At 60.7% G+C, this 14074-nt stretch carries 13 protein-coding genes; 11 read left to right on the top strand and 2 right to left on the bottom strand.

Translation table 11 applies throughout. The features are described from left to right. The first annotated feature begins 206 nt into the window (after nt 1–206). The 4 genes from rpmH to yidC are packed head-to-tail and all read left to right on the top strand — an operon-like array spanning nt 207 to nt 2844. Nucleotides 207–341 carry a 50S ribosomal protein L34 gene (rpmH, locus tag C513_RS0104350; RefSeq protein ID WP_012207856.1) on the top strand — a complete coding sequence of 45 codons (135 nt, stop codon included), beginning with the start codon at nt 207–209 and terminating at the stop codon, nt 339–341. 57 nt (nt 342–398) lie between these two features. After that, complete coding sequence (gene rnpA / locus C513_RS12670; protein ID WP_018714812.1) at nt 399–899, top strand: ribonuclease P protein component; 501 nt, start codon at nt 399–401, stop codon at nt 897–899. Next, complete coding sequence (gene yidD, locus C513_RS12665; protein ID WP_018714811.1) at nt 896–1210, top strand: membrane protein insertion efficiency factor YidD; 315 nt, start codon at nt 896–898, stop codon at nt 1208–1210. Before rnpA ends, yidD begins: the two co-directional genes overlap by 4 nt. Further along, nucleotides 1210–2844, top strand: coding sequence for a membrane protein insertase YidC (gene yidC, locus C513_RS0104335; RefSeq protein ID WP_018714810.1), 1635 nt, complete (start codon nt 1210–1212; stop codon nt 2842–2844). Before yidD ends, yidC begins: the two co-directional genes overlap by 1 nt. A gap of 83 nt (nt 2845–2927) precedes the next feature. Here the strand turns inward: yidC and C513_RS0104330 are convergent, their stop codons facing one another. Both C513_RS0104330 and C513_RS0104325 read right to left on the bottom strand, forming a co-directional pair. Beyond that, nucleotides 2928–3539, bottom strand: a complete 612-nt coding sequence (locus C513_RS0104330; RefSeq protein ID WP_018714809.1) for a DUF938 domain-containing protein — start codon at nt 3537–3539, stop codon at nt 2928–2930. Between the two features lie 9 nt (nt 3540–3548). Further along, a complete protein-coding gene (locus tag C513_RS0104325; RefSeq protein ID WP_018714808.1) occupies nt 3549–4334 on the bottom strand; it encodes an SDR family oxidoreductase in 786 nt (261 codons plus the stop codon). A gap of 173 nt (nt 4335–4507) precedes the next feature. Between C513_RS0104325 and mnmE the strand changes: the two genes are divergently transcribed. The 7 genes from mnmE to C513_RS0104290 all read left to right on the top strand — a co-directional run bounded on the left by mnmE (nt 4508) and on the right by C513_RS0104290 (nt 13972). Beyond that, complete coding sequence (mnmE, locus tag C513_RS0104320; RefSeq protein ID WP_018714807.1) at nt 4508–5902, top strand: tRNA uridine-5-carboxymethylaminomethyl(34) synthesis GTPase MnmE; 1395 nt, start codon at nt 4508–4510, stop codon at nt 5900–5902. A gap of 65 nt (nt 5903–5967) precedes the next feature. Beyond that, nucleotides 5968–7683, top strand: coding sequence for a class I SAM-dependent DNA methyltransferase (locus tag C513_RS0104315; RefSeq protein ID WP_018714806.1), 1716 nt, complete (start codon nt 5968–5970; stop codon nt 7681–7683). Beyond that, entirely contained in the window at nt 7673–9076 is a 1404-nt protein-coding gene (locus C513_RS0104310; protein ID WP_076342702.1) for a restriction endonuclease subunit S, read from the top strand. Before C513_RS0104315 ends, C513_RS0104310 begins: the two co-directional genes overlap by 11 nt. Nucleotides 9077–9097: 21 nt before the next feature. Further along, nucleotides 9098–9667 carry a DUF6932 family protein gene (locus C513_RS0104305; RefSeq protein WP_026320536.1) on the top strand — a complete coding sequence of 190 codons (570 nt, stop codon included), beginning with the start codon at nt 9098–9100 and terminating at the stop codon, nt 9665–9667. After that, a complete protein-coding gene (locus C513_RS0104300) occupies nt 9645–10568 on the top strand; it encodes a hypothetical protein (RefSeq protein ID WP_211215723.1) in 924 nt (307 codons plus the stop codon). Before C513_RS0104305 ends, C513_RS0104300 begins: the two co-directional genes overlap by 23 nt. A gap of 60 nt (nt 10569–10628) precedes the next feature. Continuing rightward, entirely contained in the window at nt 10629–10823 is a 195-nt protein-coding gene (locus C513_RS0104295; RefSeq protein WP_018714802.1) for a hypothetical protein, read from the top strand. Further along, nucleotides 10820–13972, top strand: coding sequence for a type I restriction endonuclease subunit R (locus tag C513_RS0104290; protein WP_018714801.1), 3153 nt, complete (start codon nt 10820–10822; stop codon nt 13970–13972). Before C513_RS0104295 ends, C513_RS0104290 begins: the two co-directional genes overlap by 4 nt. Nucleotides 13973–14074 lie beyond the last annotated feature (102 nt).

Below are 14074 nucleotides of genomic sequence, written 5' to 3'. Positions count from 1 at the left end.
TTTTTTCGCCCCGGTGCAGCGATATGCCGGGGTAAGTGATTGATCAGATGCGGATTTTTTGTGATAATCACAGGCTTTCCCGAAATTTTACGGGAGAACAGAGGCTGGGCAGCTGCCATTGTGGTGGCTGTAGCCGGGCAGTCCCGGACTTTCGGGGCATGCGCCGTCCGGCCTTGCTATAACTACATGACCTGAGGATTTTCCCCATGAAACGCACTTACCAGCCTTCCAAGACCCGCCGCGCCCGTACCCACGGTTTTCTGGTTCGCATGAAGACCAAGGGCGGCCGTGCCGTCATCAACGCCCGTCGCGCCAAGGGTCGCAAGCGCCTGGCCGTCTGAGTCTGCACGGACGCCGGCCGGCATTAGCCGCCTGCGGCCATGAGTACTCCGGCACGCATGCAGCGCCTGCGCCAACCGGCCCAGTTCCAGGCCGTGATGCAGGGAACCGTGCTGTATCGCACGCCCCATTTCGTGTTGCACGCCTTGCAGTGGCGTCCCGCCAGCGGGGAGCCGCCGCACGATGCGCAGCCGCGTCAGCGCCGTTTGTTTGCAGACGGCGCTGTCTCTATGGGCGTGCTGGTGCCCAAGCGCTGGGCCAGGCGCGCGGTAACGCGCAACCTGATCAAGCGCCAGATGCGGGCCATCACGGCCGAGCTGGCTCCCGGACTGCCGTTGCATACGGCGATCGTGCTGCGCCTGCGCGCGGGCTTTGATCGCCGCCAGTTCATCAGCGCCAGTTCCGATGCCCTGAAGCAGGCGGTGCGCGCCGAACTGCAGCAGCTGTTCGCCCGTACCGACTGGCATCGCCTGCAGCCGCTGGCGCTGCCGCCCGGGGTGCCGCTTGCGGCAGTTGACGCGCTGCAACAGGCATCTGGCACAATGCAGGGCACACCATGAAGCGCATTCTCATCTCCTGCATCAAGGGCTACCGCCTGCTGCTCAGCCCCTGGCTGGGCAACAGCTGCCGGTTCGAGCCCACCTGTTCCGCGTATGCCATGCAGGCGCTGGAACGGCATGGTGCGGCTACCGGCAGCTACCTGATGGTGGCCCGCCTGGCCCGCTGCCAGCCCTGGTGCCAGGGCGGATGCGATCCGGTCCCCGAGCAGCCGCCGCGCCTGTTCACCCGCCTGACGGGTGCGCGCGCCGCCGGGACTGCGCCTTCCTCCATTCGCGGCGATAGCCCGACTTCACCCTCCTCACGCCCATGATGAACGATATCCGTCGCTCCATTCTGTGGATCATCTTCGCCTTTTCGCTGATCCTGCTCTGGGACCAGTGGCAGATCCACAACGGCCGCAAGGCCACGTTCTTCCCGACCGGCACGCCGGCGGCTAGCGCATCGGCTCCAGTCGGCAGCGCTTCTGCGCCTGCCGGCACGGTCGTGGCCGGTACGGCGGGCGCTGCACCGGCAGCCGCCACGGCAGGCCAGCGCATCGACATCGCGACCGATGTCTACAAGCTGACCTTTGACAGCAATGGTGGCTCCCTGATCGATGCCCAGCTGTTGAAATACCCCGAGCTGTCGAACGACCCATCCAGCACGCCGATCCACCTGCTGCAGAACAACCAGTCGCACCAGTACATGGTGCAGAGTGGCTTGAGTGGCGGTGCCTTGCCGAGCCATGTGACGCCGATGACGCTGGTGACGCCCGAACGTGCCCTGGCCGAAGGGCAAGACACGCTGGTGCTGCGCTTCGAATCCGCAGCGCAGGGTGGCGTGAAGCTGGCCAAGACCTACACGCTCAAGCGTGGCAGCTATGCCATCGACGTGCAGCACGAGGTGATCAACACCGGTACGGCACCGGTGGCCCCGCAGCTGTACCAGCAGCTGGTGCGTGACGGCAGCAAGGGCCCGGGCGGCAACTTCTTCTACTCCACCTTCACCGGTCCGGCCTTCTACAGCGATGAAGGCAAGTTCCAGAAGGTCGAATTCTCTTCCGTGGACAAGGGCAAGGCCGACTACCAGAAGCACGCGCCGGACGGCTATGTGGCGATGGTGCAGCACTACTTTGCCAGCGCCTGGCTGCCGCCGGAAGGCACGGCGCGCGAGAACTACGTGCGCAAGGCCGAGAACCTGTACGCGGCCGGCCAGCTGTTCAATGTGGGCGAAGTGGCTCCGGGTACCAGCAAGACCCTGGGCAGCACGCTGTATGTGGGCCCGCAGGAAGAAAAGATCATGCAGGCGCTGTCGCCCAACTTTGACCTGGTCAAGGACTACGGCTGGCTGACCATCCTGGCGCGTCCGCTGTACTGGCTGCTGACCTTCCTGTACGGCTTTCTGCACAACTGGGGCTGGGCGATCGTGGCGCTGGTGGTGCTGCTGAAGGCGGCCTTCTTCTGGCTGAACCACAAGGCCTATGCCAGCATGGCCAAGATGAAGGCGATCAACCCCAAGGTGCAGGAGCTGCGCACGCGCTACAAGGAAGAGCCGCAGAAGATGCAGCAGGAGATGATGCGCATCTACCGCGAGGAAAAGGTCAACCCGCTGGGCGGCTGCCTGCCGATCATGGTCCAGATCCCGGTGTTCATCGCGCTGTACTGGGTGTTGCTGTCCAGCATCGAAATGCGTGGCGCACCCTGGATCCTGTGGGTGCAGGATCTGTCCACGCCCGATCCGTACTTCATCCTGCCGATCCTGATGACGGCCTCCAGCCTGCTGCAGGTCTGGCTGAACCCGACGCCGCCGGACCCGATGCAGGCGAAGATGATGTGGGCCATGCCGCTGCTGTTCAGCGTGATGTTCTTCTTCTTCCCGGCCGGCCTGGTGCTGTACTGGCTGACGAACAACATCCTGTCGATTGCGCAGCAGTGGTTCATCAACCGCAAGCTCGGCGTCAACTGATGCCAGGGCCGGTCACGGCCTGACATGACAAGGGCACCTGCATGCAGGTGCCCTTGTTGTTTGTGGGTGCCGATGCTGCCGGGTCAGCGGCCGAACACCAGCAGCAGGTTGTTGGCCGGCAGGCTGATGCGCTGGCGCAGGTGCAGTCCGGCCAGGCGGGCTTCCTTTTCCACATCGGCCAGCTGGCGGATGCCCCAGCTCGGGTTGCGCTGGCGCAGGTCGGCATCGAAGGCCAGGTTGCTGGGCGCCGTGGGGACATCCTGCTCCAGGTAAGGCCCGTAGGTGACCAACAGGCCGTTGTCGGCCAGATGGCGCGCTGCGCCCTGCATCAGGCCGGGGCAGCAGATCCAGGAGGCGATGTGCAGCATGTTGGCGCAGTAGATCAGGTCGAACCGGGTTTTGGCCGGCAGCGGCCAGGGGTTGCTGCGCACATCCAGTGCGATGGCGGGCTGCACGTTGTCGGCAGCCTGTTGCCGGGCATGGTCGGCAATCGCTCCGAACAGCGTGTCGTCCATGTCGCTGGGCTGCCACTGCCAGCCGGGCAGGGCAGCGGCAAAATGGGCGGCATGCTGGCCGGTACCACTGGCAATTTCCAGTGCCTTGCCCTGATCAGGCAACAGGGGCCGCAAGGCGTTCAGGATCGGATCCTTGTTGCGCTCGCTGGCGGCGCTGCTGGGCAGGGTACTGGTGTGCATGGCGTCTCCTCAGGTCGCTATCTGGTGGGCAATCAGGCGATTCAGCCAATCGGGCGTGAATGCCATTACCTTGTACAGCATACGCGCATGTAGGCCAACCGGCCAGTGCACCCGGCTCCAGCGGGGGCATTGTGCTGCCTGCCAGAGTACCCGGGCGACATCTTCGGGCTGCAGGTGCACGCCCAGCCGGCGCAGACTGGGCGGCTGATTGCCATCGAGCAGGCCGGTCTGCACAAACAGCGGCATCAGGTCCATCACGCGGATATCCTGATGCTGCCACTCGATATTCAGCGCTTCGGTCAGGCCGCGCACGAAAAACTTGCTGGCCGAGTAGCTGGCCAGCGCCGCCTGGCCATAGAAGGCGGCGCTGGATGCCAGATTGATCACGCGCGCGCTGGGGGTGGTGCGCAGATAGGGATGGGCGGCGTGGCAGCCCAGCAGCACGCCATGCACATTGATGCCGATCTGGCACAGGTGCTGCGCCACGCTGGTCTGCTCGAACGGCCCGGACAGCATGATGCCGGCATTGTTCACCAGCAGGTCCAGCCTGCCGGTATGGGCGTGGAAGCGTGCCAGCGCATCGGTCCAGTCCTCGTGCCGGCCTACATCAAGCGGGAAGCACAGGCAATTCTGGCTGCCCAGCTCGTGCTCCAGCGCTGCCATGCCATCCTGATCGATATCGCCGATGCCGACAAACCAGCCCTGTTGAACGAACAGGCGTGCGGTGGCACGGCCAATGCCGACGGCAGCACCGGAAATGAACAGGCAGGGGCGGGAATCGAATGCGTTGGACATGGTGTATCAGGCAGGAAAAGGGCAAGGCGGAAGAGCGGTATCGCCCAAAAAAGAACGATCGTTCTGCGGCATCATGCCTGATGGCCGGGGTAGCGGCTACCCGCATTTCCCCTCGCGGGCCGGGGCACTCCGTACAATGCCAGCATGTTTTTTCATCTGGACGCCTATCTGCCATGCTGAGCCGCTACAACGATCCGATTGCCGCCATCGCCACCGCTCCCGGCCGCGGAGCCGTGGGTATCGTGCGCCTGAGCGGCAAGGGCCTGGCACCGCTGGTGCAGCAGCTGCTCGGGCGTGCGCTGCAGCCGCGCCTGGCGACCTATATGCCGTTTCCGGGCGAGGATGGCCAGCCGCTCGACCATGGCCTGGCGCTGTGGTTTCCGGCACCGCACAGCTACACCGGCGAGGACGTGCTGGAGCTGCAGGCCCACGGCGGCAGTGTGGTGCTGCAGATGCTGCTGGCCCATTGCCTGCAGGCCGGTCAGGCGCTGGGCATGCGCGTGGCGCAGCCGGGCGAGTTTACCGAGCGCGCCTTTCTGAACGGCAAGCTGGATCTGGCCCAGGCCGAGGCCGTGGCCGACCTGATCGACGCCAGTACCGAAACCGCGGCGCGCAGCGCCAGCCGCTCGCTCAGCGGTGCCTTCAGCCAGGAGATCCATTCCCTGCGCGATGCGCTGATCCACCTGCGCATGCTGGTGGAGGCCACGCTGGATTTTCCCGAAGAGGAGATCGACTTCTTGCAGCAGGCCGATGCCGCCGGCCAGCTCGCCGGCATCGCTGCGCAGCTGGACGCGATCCGGCGTCAGGCGCAGCAGGGGGCGCTGCTGCGCGAAGGCATCCAGGTGGTGATTGCCGGCCAGCCGAACGCCGGAAAGAGCTCGCTGCTCAACGCCCTGGCCGGTGCCGAACTGGCCATCGTGACGCCGATTGCCGGCACCACGCGCGACAAGGTGACGCAAACCATCCAGATCGAGGGCGTGCCGCTGCATGTGATCGATACCGCCGGCCTGCGTGATACGGCCCTGGCCGAGGTAGATCAGGTGGAGGCGATCGGCATCGAACGCGCCTGGAGCGAAATCACGCGTGCCGACGCGGTGCTGTTTCTGCATGACCTGACACGCGTGGGCCAGGCCGATTACGATGCCGCCGACGCACGGATTGCCGAGCGGCTGCAGGCGCAACTGCCGGAACAGGTGCCGGTGCTGCATATCGCCAACAAGGCCGATGCCGTGAGTGCAGCCGGCCAGCAGGACGATACCCATCTGGCGATCTCGGCCAAGACCGGCGCAGGCCTGGACGCGCTGCGCCAGCGCCTGTTGCAGATCGTCGGCTGGCAGTCGGCTCCCGAAGGCGTGTTCATCGCGCGCGAGCGCCATGTGCAGGCGCTGGAGCGTGTGGCCACGCATGTGGAGCTGGCCGATGCCCACCTGAACACACCGCAGCCGGCGCTGGATATTCTGGCCGAGGAGCTGCGGCTGGCGCAGAACGCGCTCAACGAGATCACCGGGGAGTTTTCGCCGGATGATTTGCTGGGGGAGATTTTCGGGAAGTTTTGTATTGGGAAGTGAGGGTGGCAGCGACCTGGACGAAAATCCACTTGAAATATGACGCTTAAAGAAGAAGGAATTTTGATGTGAAGCCCATTGAGCAACAGTTCTTGGATGATCTGGACAAGAAGCTCTGGACCGCCGCCGACAAGCTGCGCTCCAACCTCGACGCCGCCGTATACAAGCACGTCGTGCTCGGCCTTATTTTCCTGAAATACGTTTCCGACGCTTTCGAGGAGCGGCAGAAGGAATTGCGCGAGCAGTTCACCGATCCAGAGCATGACTACTACATGGACCCGGCCGAATACGGCGGCGCGGGCACACAAGAGTACGAAGAGCACATCGCGGCCGAACTGGAAGTCCGCGACTACTACACCGAAAAAAACGTGTTCTGGGTGCCAGTCGAGGCCCGCTGGCAAACCCTGCGCGATTGCGCGCAACTGCCGCCCAAGGCCGCGCTACCGTGGAACAAGCCGGGCAAGGACGAGCCCGAGGAAATGCGCTCGGTCGGCTGGCTGATCGACAACGCCATGGAGGCCATCGAGCGCGAGAATGCCCGCCTGAAGAACGTGCTCAACAAGGACTTCGCCCGTGTGCAGCTCGACTCCAGCAAGCTGGCCGGGTTGATCAGCCACTTCTCGGATACCGATTTCAGTGCCAAGCAATACAAAGGCCAGCTGCTGGACCTGAAATCCAAGGACATCCTCGGTCACGTCTACGAATACTTCCTCGGCCAGTTCGCCCTGGCCGAAGGCAAGAAGGGGGGCCAGTACTACACGCCCAAGAGCATCGTTACCCTGATCGTGGAAATGCTCCAGCCGTTCAAGGGCCGCGTCTACGACCCAGCCATGGGCTCCGGCGGCTTCTTCGTGCAGAGCGAGGAGTTCATCGAACAGCACGGCGGCAAAGCGGCCAACGGTACGAGTGGGCAGATCAGCGTCTACGGTCAGGAGAGCAACCCCACCACCTGGCGGCTAGCCGCCATGAACATGGCTATCCGCGGCATCGACTTCAACTTCGGCAGCGGCCCGGCCGACACCTTGCTAAATGATCTGCACCCGGATCTGCGCGCCGATTTTGTCATGGCCAACCCGCCCTTCAACATGAAGGAATGGTGGAACGAAAAGCTGGCCGGCGACCCGCGCTGGATAGCCGGCACCCCGCCGCAGGGCAATGCCAACTTCGCCTGGTTGCAGCACATGCTCTGGCACCTGGCGCCCACCGGCAGTATGGCACTGCTGCTGGCCAACGGCTCCATGAGTTCCAACACCAACAACGAAGGCGAAATCCGCAAGCGGCTGATCGAGGACGACTACGTGGAGTGCATGGTCGCGCTACCGGGCCAGTTGTTCACCAACACCCAGATTCCGGCCTGCATCTGGTTCCTGACCCGCGACAAGCAGAACGGCTTCGCGCTGGATAAGAAGAAGCGCGACCGGCGCGGTGAGTTCCTGTTCATCGACGCTCGTCAAATGGGTTATATGAAAGACCGCGTGCTGCGCGACTTCACGCGGGAAGACATCCAGAAAATCGCCCGTACCTTTCACGCCTGGCAGCAAGACGAGGATTATGAAGATGTGCCGGGCTTCTGCTACACCGCCACGCTGGAGGACGTTCGCAAACATGAGCATGTGCTCACGCCGGGGCGCTATGTGGGCGCGGCGGAGCAGGAGGACGACGGAGAGCCTTTCGCCGAGAAAATGCAGCGCTTGACGACGCAACTGGCGGAGCAGTTTGCGGAGAGTGCCAAGCTGGAAGCGGAGATCAAGGAGAATTTGGCGGAGCTGGGTTATGTCATCTAATCCGACAAAGCTCCCGCTCTCTGAACTCTTGGAGCTGATCATTGATCATCGTGGTAAGACCCCAAACAAGATGGGATTCGATGATTTCTCCCTAAGTGGTGTACCTGTTTTATCTGCAAAGCACGTCAAGACGGATGGCTTGGTTGAGGTACAGTCAATGCGATATGCATCTACTGAGATGTATAAAAAGTGGATGACCGTGGAGGTGCAAGAGGGCGATATCATTTTGACCTCTGAAGCGCCAATGGGTGAAGTCTTCTACATTCAAGATGACAAGAAATACGTGCTCGGGCAACGAGTGTTTGGACTGCGGCCTAATCCACGATTGATTAACCAAAAATATCTGGCAGCTTGGCTGGCCTCCTCGGAGGGGCAGAGGCAGATTGCAGCGCGAGCATCAGGATCAACGGTTCAAGGTATTCGCCAAGCTGAACTCTTAAAGTTGGAAATTGATCTGCCCTCCAGAGAGGAGCAGGAGAGAATCGCAAACGTCAGGTTCTCCCTTACTGACAAGATAAGCCTCAACCGCGGAATCAACCAAACCCTCGAAGCCATGGCACAAGCCATCTTCAAATCCTGGTTTGTCGATTTCGACCCGGTCAAGGCCAAGATCGCCGCCATCGAACAAGGCCAAGACCCGCTGCGCGCCGCCATGCGCGCCATCAGTGGCAAAACCGACGCGGAACTCGACCAGATGCCGCGCGAGCACCACGACCAACTCGCCGCCACCGCCGCGCTGTTTCCCGATGCAATGCAAGAGTCGGAGTTGGGGGAGATTCCGAAGGGGTGGAGAGTGAGGCAGCTTCCAGACGTTATAGACTTTTTGGAAGGGCCTGGAATAAGGAATTGGCAGTACACAGAAGCAGAAGATGGAATTAAATTCATCAACATACGATGCATTAAGGATGGCGACTTAAAACTGGATACAGCCAATAAAATCACGCAGGAAGAAGCATTTGGAAAATACAGTCACTTCCAGTTGTCCGAAGATGACATAGTCATCTCAATTTCAGGGACGTTGGGTAGGTTTGGTTTCGTGCGCAAATCACATTTGCCGCTCTCATTAAATACTAGCGTTGTCAGATTTCGCGCGATTCAAAATGTAAGCACTTTGCATTTCATTGCCGGATTTGTTGATACTCAGCTACAAAGCGAACTTGAAATACGCGCCTCTGGAAGTGCCCAAAGAAATTTTGGGCCAATGCATCTCAAGCAAATAGAGCTTCTTTTGCCTGAATATCAAGTTCTTAAGGCACATGCGGAAATTGTGGAGCATCTATTCCGAAAACGGCAGAAGAACCTAGAACAAATAGATAACTTAACTCAACTCCGCGATTCCTTACTCCCTAAACTCCTCTCCGGCGAGTTACGGATGGAAGCGACTGAAATGTAGAGAAGACAAAAGGAGGCTTGCATGACAATACCCGCTTGGAATGCCGCAGGTGTACTGCCGTCCATCATGCCCGATGCACCTGGCAATAGCCCTGAGCGTTCGCCATATGTGACTGAGTTGTCAGTATTGGTAGATCGATTCTCGACCTCGCCTGAGCGGATAAGTATCCTTGATGGCCTGTTGCGATTTCGCGCAGCACTTCACCAAGCGGGAATCGTGTCCGGGTTCCAGTGGCTCGACGGTAGCTTCCTTGAAGATGTGGAAACACTGGAAGGCCGCTCGCCCCGTGATATGGATGTGGTGAATTTTCTTAATTTGATGAGACTGGACCAGCAAATGCTCATCACCCAGCATGGTGCCCTGTTCGATCAGGCGAAGACGAAACAAGCGTATGCGATGGACGCCTACTTCGTTCAGATTGGTGGTGTTTTCGAAAAAAATGCTGTCAGGCGGGTGAGTTACTGGTACAGCATGTGGTCGCATCGGCGCAATGGCTTATGGAAGGGCTTTGTGCAGGTTGATCTTGATCCAGCACAGGACGCCACAGCACGGGCGATATTGAATCTTCATGGAGGTATTCACCATGACTAATGAAGCCTTGTTTATTGCCTCTGAAATCAAGGAGCTGGAGGTGTTGTTGGCCTCCGTACCTGCTGAAAACCTCATTGAGCGTATGAGCTTGGAAACACGGCTGGCAAACGCTCGTGAGGCTTTGGCTGTGTTGCCTGCACAAGTTTCGCAGAAGGCTAGATTGACGTTCCGAGGACGGCCGGTAATTGGCAGCTACGGAATCGCTGCCGATTTCGGTGCCAAGGCCACAGGGGCGTTCTCTGATGCGTTTGCAGCGATTGCTGCCGCGCTCAGTGACGGGCTGCAAGATATGGGGCCGATTCCTGATCGAAGCAAAAATCAGCTGCTCATCACAGGGACAGCTATCGGTTCCTTCGGGTTTGAGTTCGAGTTGCCTGCGGCACAACCGTCGCTTTTTCCAGACACAACGAAAGCACAAGAGGCGGTGGAGACGATCGAATCATTATTCAGGCTGACGGCGACTGGTAGTGACGATGAGGTAGCTGAGGTGATCGAAGAAGTGCATCCTCGCGCGGTCAGGAAAGTGCATGAATTTCTAGAAATTTTGGTGCAACAGCAAGCATGGTGTACGCTCGAACTTGAAGACCGTTCTTTCCGATTTTCGGACTATGAGCAGATCAAGACCTCCAGCGAGCGTTTGCGAGATGACAACATCCAGGAGCGAGAAGAAAGCTATCAGGGCGAGCTTCAAGGCGTACTTCCAGCAAGCCGAACTTTCGAGTTCAAGCTTCCCGGCGACGAAGGAATAATCAAAGGAAAAGTGGACAAGGCTGTAGCTGATCCAGATGTTCTTAATCGCGAGTGGCTGCATAAGCCGACTACGGTCACGCTTCATGTGATGCAGGTCGGCCAAGGTCGCCCCCGCTTTACCCTGATGAAGCTGGACGATTTGAAGTCGTGATATTCGCCATACTAGATTTCAAGAAGCCCACGGTTCGGACAATGCTTTGGAGCAGGAGATATGAGCAACCTCATCATCTTTGAGCAAGGCGGGCACCTGCTGACTCGGGCGGTGGAGCAGCTCATCAACGACAACACGCTGGTGGCGCTGGCGCTGCTGGTGGCCGAGAGCCTGCCCGCGCAGAAGGAGCTGATGGTGCGGCTGATCGAGCACTTCGTGCTGCTGAAAGGCGATACGGAAGAACGGACGACATGAGCATTACTGAACAGCAACTCGAAGACACCGCCATCGGCTGGTTTGGCGAACTGGGATGGCACCACGTCAATGGCCCGGACATGGCGCCGGATGGCGACAGCCCCGCCCGCACCGACTACCGTCAGGTGGTGCTGCGCGACCACCTGTTGGCCGTGCTGGCACGCATCAACCCGCAGATCCCCGCCGCCGCGCTGGAGCAGGCCGCGCACGAACTACTGACCGTGAGCGAGCCGCTGCTGATCGCACGCAACCGTCGTGTGCATCGGTTGTTGCTGGCCGGTATCCCGGTCGAGTTTTCAGTGGGCGACGAGAAACGCAGCGATCTGGTCAATCTCATCGACTTCGCCAACCCACACAATAATGACTTCCTGCTGGTCAGCCAATTCACCGTGACCGGCACCAAACAGCCGCGCCGTCCGGACCTGGTGGCTTTCGTCAACGGCCTGCCGCTGGCGGTGATCGAGCTGAAGAACCCGGCCAACGAGCAGACCGACATCTGGGATGCCTTCAACCAGATTCAGACCTACAAGGAAGAGATCGGCGACCTGTTCAACACCAACGTGGCGGTGGTGGTCAGCGACGGTTTCACGGCGCGGCTGGGGTCGCTGACGGCCAATCAGGAGCGCATGCAGCCCTGGCGGGCGATTGCCAATGAGGACGACCGGCCGCTGCTGGAATTCGAGCTGGAAACGCTGGTGCGCGGTTTCTTTGCGCCTGAGCTGTTTCTCGATTACGTGCGCCACTTCGTGCTGTTCGAGCAGGATGCCGACCAGATCATCAAGAAGATCGCGGGCTACCACCAGTTCCATGCGGTGCGCGAGGCGGTGAAGGCGACGGTGATTGCTGCCCGCAATCTGGACAAGGGCGTGCTGGAAGTGCAGGAGCCGCGTGCCACCTATGGCAAAGAGGTGCAGCCCGGCAGCCGCAAGGCGGGCGTGGTGTGGCACACGCAAGGCTCGGGCAAGAGCATCACCATGGCCTGCTACGCGGGCAAGCTGTTGCAGCAGCCGGAGATGAAGAACCCCACGCTGGTGGTGGTGACCGACCGCAACGATCTGGACGGGCAGTTGTTCGGCACCTTCTGCGCTGCCGAAGACCTGCTGCGGCAGACGCCAGTGCAGGCCGGCAGCCGCGAGGAACTGCGCGAGATGCTGGCCTCGCGTGAGGCGGGCGGCATCATCTTCACCACGGTGCAAAAGTTCGCGCTGCTGGACGACGAGGAACAGCACCCGCTGCTGTCGGGTCGCAGCAATATCGTGGTGATTTCCGACGAGGCGCACCGCAGCCAGTACGGCACGAAGGGGCGGCTGGACACCAGAACCGGCAAGTACGTGTTCGGCTACGCCAAGCACATGCGCGACGCGCTGGCCAACGCCACCTTCATTGGTTTCACCGGCACGCCCATCGCCCTGGAAGACAAAGACACGAGGGCGGTGTTCGGCGATTACGTCAGCATCTACGACATTCAGGACGCGGTGGACGATGGCGCCACGGTACCGATCTTCTACGAAAGCCGCCTGGCCAAGCTGGACGTGAACCAGGCCGAGATCGACGCACTCAACGCGCAGGTGGATGAGGTCATCGAGGACGAGGAAGACCTCACCGCTCGCGAGAAGACCAAGAGCGACTGGGCTGCGCTAACCAAGTTGGTGGGCGCAAAGCCGCGTCTGGAACAGGTGGCGGCCGATCTGGTGCAGCACTTTGAGACACGCACCGCCACGCTGGAAGGCAAGGCGATGGTCGTTTGCATGAGCCGCGACATCTGCGCCGAGCTGTACAACGCCATCATCGCCTTGCGTTCGGACTGGCACGACGCCGACCCGGAAAAGGGCGCGATCAAGGTGGTGATGACCGGCTCGGCGGCGGACAAGGCTTTGCTGCAGCCGCACCTGTACAGCCAGCAGGTGAAGAAGCGCCTTGAAAAGCGCTTCAAGAACCCGGCCGACCCGTTGAAACTGGTGATCGTGCGCGATATGTGGCTGACCGGCTTCGACGCGCCCTGCTGCCACACCATGTATGTGGACAAGCCCATGAAGGGCCACAACCTGATGCAGGCGATTGCCCGCGTCAACCGGGTGTTCCGCAACAAGCCCGGTGGGTTGGTGGTGGACTACATTGGCATCGCCAACGAACTGAAAGCGGCGCTCAAGATTTACACCGAATCCAAGGGCAAAGGCGACCCGGCGCACAACGCGACCGAGGCTCTGGCGGTACTGCTGGAGAAGCTTGACATCGTGCGTGGGCTGATGCACGGCTTCGACTACAGCGGGTTCGAGACCGACGCCATGAAGCTGCTGGTTCCGGTGGCCAATCACATCCTGGGGCTGAAGGACGGCAAGCAGCGCTTCCTTGATGCCATGCTGGCCGTGAGCAAGGCGTTTTCCCTGTGCAGCACGCTGGACGACGCTGCCGCCCTGCGCACGGAGATTGCCTTCTTCGCCGCCGTCAAGGCCGCCATCGTCAAGTTCACCACGGTGGATCGCAAGCGTTCCGACGCGGACAAGAACAGCGCGCTCAAGCAAATTCTGGACAACGCGATCGTGGCCGACGGGGTAGCGGACATCTTCGCTCTGGCGGGCCTGGACAAGCCCAATATCGGCCTGCTGTCGGACGAATTCCTGGAAGACGTGCGGCAGATGAAGAGCCGCAACCTCGCGGTGGAACTGCTGGAGAAGCTGTTGCGCGACGAGATCAAGGCGCGGGCACGTAACAACGTGGTGCAGGAAAAGAAGTACGGCGACCGACTGCTGGAAACCTTGCGCAAATACCACAACCGGGCGGTGGAGACGGCGCAGGTCATCGAGGAATTGATCCAGATGGCCAAGGACTTCCAGGCAGCGCTGGCGCGTGAAGCGGCGCTGGGGCTGAGCCCGGACGAAATCGCTTTCTACGATGCGCTGGCCAATAACGAAAGCGCCGTGCGGGAGTTGGGCGACGACACCTTGAAGAAAATCGCCGTCGAGATCACCGAGAAGCTGCGCAACAGCACCACGGTGGATTGGCAGGTGCGCGAGAGCGTGCGGGCCCGGCTGCGGATTCTGGTGCGGCGCACGCTGAAGAAATGGAAGTACCCGCCAGTTGGAGAGGAGGCAGCCATTGAGCTTGTACTCAAACAGGCGGAATCCCTGTCGAACGCTTGGTCGAGATGATCGGCGTAAGCAGAGGAAAAACGATGACCCCAGCAGATGTGAGCCGGCGACTGGACCGTTGGAGCGTCACTTGGGAAAACGAGGTGGCTGAGTAGGTCTCCA

It is taken from the genome of Allobrachymonas chironomi DSM 19884, assembly GCF_000374625.1.
Taxonomy (GTDB): Bacteria; Pseudomonadota; Gammaproteobacteria; order Burkholderiales; family Burkholderiaceae_C; genus Brachymonas; species Brachymonas chironomi.
The sequence above is the reverse complement of the archived record's forward strand: the minus strand, read 5'-3'. Positions and strand labels throughout refer to the sequence as shown.

Coding starts and splice junctions, on each gene's coding strand:
- rpmH (WP_012207856.1), top strand. CDS start 207: ATGAAACGCACTTACCAGCCTTCCAAGACCCGCCGCGCCCGTACCCAC.
- rnpA (WP_018714812.1), top strand. CDS start 399: ATGCAGCGCCTGCGCCAACCGGCCCAGTTCCAGGCCGTGATGCAGGGA.
- yidD (WP_018714811.1), top strand. CDS start 896: ATGAAGCGCATTCTCATCTCCTGCATCAAGGGCTACCGCCTGCTGCTC.
- yidC (WP_018714810.1), top strand. CDS start 1,210: ATGAACGATATCCGTCGCTCCATTCTGTGGATCATCTTCGCCTTTTCG.
- C513_RS0104330 (WP_018714809.1), bottom strand. CDS start 3,539: ATGCACACCAGTACCCTGCCCAGCAGCGCCGCCAGCGAGCGCAACAAG.
- C513_RS0104325 (WP_018714808.1), bottom strand. CDS start 4,334: ATGTCCAACGCATTCGATTCCCGCCCCTGCCTGTTCATTTCCGGTGCT.
- mnmE (WP_018714807.1), top strand. CDS start 4,508: ATGCTGAGCCGCTACAACGATCCGATTGCCGCCATCGCCACCGCTCCC.
- C513_RS0104310 (WP_076342702.1), top strand. CDS start 7,673: ATGTCATCTAATCCGACAAAGCTCCCGCTCTCTGAACTCTTGGAGCTG.
- C513_RS0104305 (WP_026320536.1), top strand. CDS start 9,098: ATGACAATACCCGCTTGGAATGCCGCAGGTGTACTGCCGTCCATCATG.
- C513_RS0104300 (WP_211215723.1), top strand. CDS start 9,645: ATGGAGGTATTCACCATGACTAATGAAGCCTTGTTTATTGCCTCTGAA.
- C513_RS0104295 (WP_018714802.1), top strand. CDS start 10,629: ATGAGCAACCTCATCATCTTTGAGCAAGGCGGGCACCTGCTGACTCGG.
- C513_RS0104290 (WP_018714801.1), top strand. CDS start 10,820: ATGAGCATTACTGAACAGCAACTCGAAGACACCGCCATCGGCTGGTTT.